This is a genomic window from Sutterella sp., from assembly GCF_030539355.1.
Taxonomy (GTDB): Bacteria; Pseudomonadota; Gammaproteobacteria; order Burkholderiales; family Burkholderiaceae_F; genus Sutterella.
This window is the reverse complement of the sequence record NZ_JAUNSF010000143.1, coordinates 3,547-5,254: the sequence shown is the minus strand read 5'-3', so window position 1 is coordinate 5,254 and position 1,708 is coordinate 3,547. Positions and strand designations below refer to the sequence as shown.

The window sequence follows — 1,708 nt, the reverse complement described above, 5'->3', positions numbered from 1 at the left end:
AGTGTCCACGGCGGCCGCCGGAGGATGCAGAATTCGGTATCGCACACCTTTCACCAGAGGCTCACCCCATGACGACTCCCGAATGCTTCACTCCCGTCCCGGCCGACCAGGTGGCCGGCATCTTCGGCCTCCACGCGACGCTGCTCCTCTCGGCCGCGGCCGGCGGCGTCGACGACGTGATGACCGTCAGCTCGGCCTGCCCGCTCGGACACGGCACGCCCTTCAGGCTCATGTCCGTCATCGGCAAGAACCACTTCACGCGCGGCCTCATTGAGAAGAGCCGCCGCTTCGCGATGTCGGTGCCCACCGCGGCGATCGCCGGCCCGGCGCTGAAGCTCGGCTTCATCGGACTCGCGAAGGACCCGGAGAAGCTCGCGCACTGCCGCGCGGAGATCTTCCGCGCCGCGGGCTATGACGTTCCGCTCGTCGCCGGCTCCGCCGCCTGGGCCGTCTTCGACCTGGTTGACGAGCCGGAGATGGCCGGGAAGCACGACATCCTGATCGGCGACTGCGTCGCGGCCTGGGCCGACCCGAGGATCTATGAAAACGGGCACTGGAAGCTCGCGGGGCTTCCGACCGCGATGAAGCCGCTCCACTACTGGGAGGGCATGAACTTCTACGTCCCGGGCGAGGCGGTCACGGTCAAGTGAGACCGGACACACTCCAGGCGCAGCGAATTCCTCTGACGGACAAATTGTTGAGCATTTTATTCAACAATTCCGCAGGTTCGGGCACTCATCCGCGCCGGAAATTGGGCAGAATGTTCTGCACCGAACATCCGAGCCACATTCAAAAAGGACACAGCCGATGCTTCCTGAATTCTTCGAACCCGTGCCGGCCGACAAGGCCTACCGCCTCTTCAACCTCGGTGCCACGCCGCTCGTCTCCGCGTCCTTCGAGGGCGTGGACGGCGTGATGCCCGCGACCTGGGTGTGCCCGCTCGATCTCGTACCCTTCAAGACCACGGCCGTGATCGCCCGCGATCACTTCACCCGTCCGCTGATGGAGAAGAGCGGCCGCTTCGCTCTGTCGCTCCCGACGGCCTCGATCGTCGAGGAGACGCTCCGCCTCGGGTTCGTGAGCAAGAACGACGACCCGCTCAAGCTCGAGCACTCCGGCGCCGAGTTCTTCCGCGTCGACGGCTTTGACGTTCCGCTCGTCAAGGGCTGCGCCTGCTGGGCGATCTTCGACATCATCCCCGAGGCCCACAACCAGCAGACCTACGACCTCTTCATCGGCACCTGCGTCGGCGCCTGGGCCGATCCGCGCGTCTTCAGTAACGGCCACTGGAACCTCGAGGGCACGCCCAAGGCCCTCAGGCCGCTCCACTACGTCGCGGGCGGGCACTTCTACGCCACCGGCGACCCGGTCGTGGTGCCGGGCTATGACGGCGAATAACCTGACACACTGACCGAGTCAGGCCAGACCGTTCATCAGGCCCCGGGAGGCTTCGCCTCGCCGGGGCCTGCTGTTTCCGGACGCCCCCTGTTCCGGGGAATCTCCCGCCGCTCCGACCTCGTTAAGATTCGTCCGTCACGAACATCCCCCGACGGGCAGAAGAAATGAGCTCTCCCCAGAACAGCAGGTACTTTCAGCAGATGACCGGGCAGGTCCCCGCGGATCTGCGCATCGACAACGTCCGCATCGCCGACGTCTTCTCGGGAACCTTCCGCCCCGGGTCGGTCTCGATCGGCTGCGGCCGGATCCT

2 protein-coding genes are annotated in these 1,708 nt (G+C 65.7%); both read left to right on the top strand.

Annotated features, from left to right (window positions below; all coding sequences use genetic code 11):
• Positions 1-68 precede the first annotated feature (68 nt).
• Complete coding sequence (locus Q4F91_RS12650) at positions 69-650, top strand: flavin reductase family protein (protein WP_303338089.1); 582 nt, start codon at positions 69-71, stop codon at positions 648-650.
• 157 nt (positions 651-807) lie between these two features.
• Positions 808-1,398: a flavin reductase family protein gene (locus Q4F91_RS12645; RefSeq protein ID WP_303338088.1), complete on the top strand. Its 591-nt coding sequence runs from the start codon at positions 808-810 to the stop codon at positions 1,396-1,398.
• Positions 1,399-1,708 lie beyond the last annotated feature (310 nt).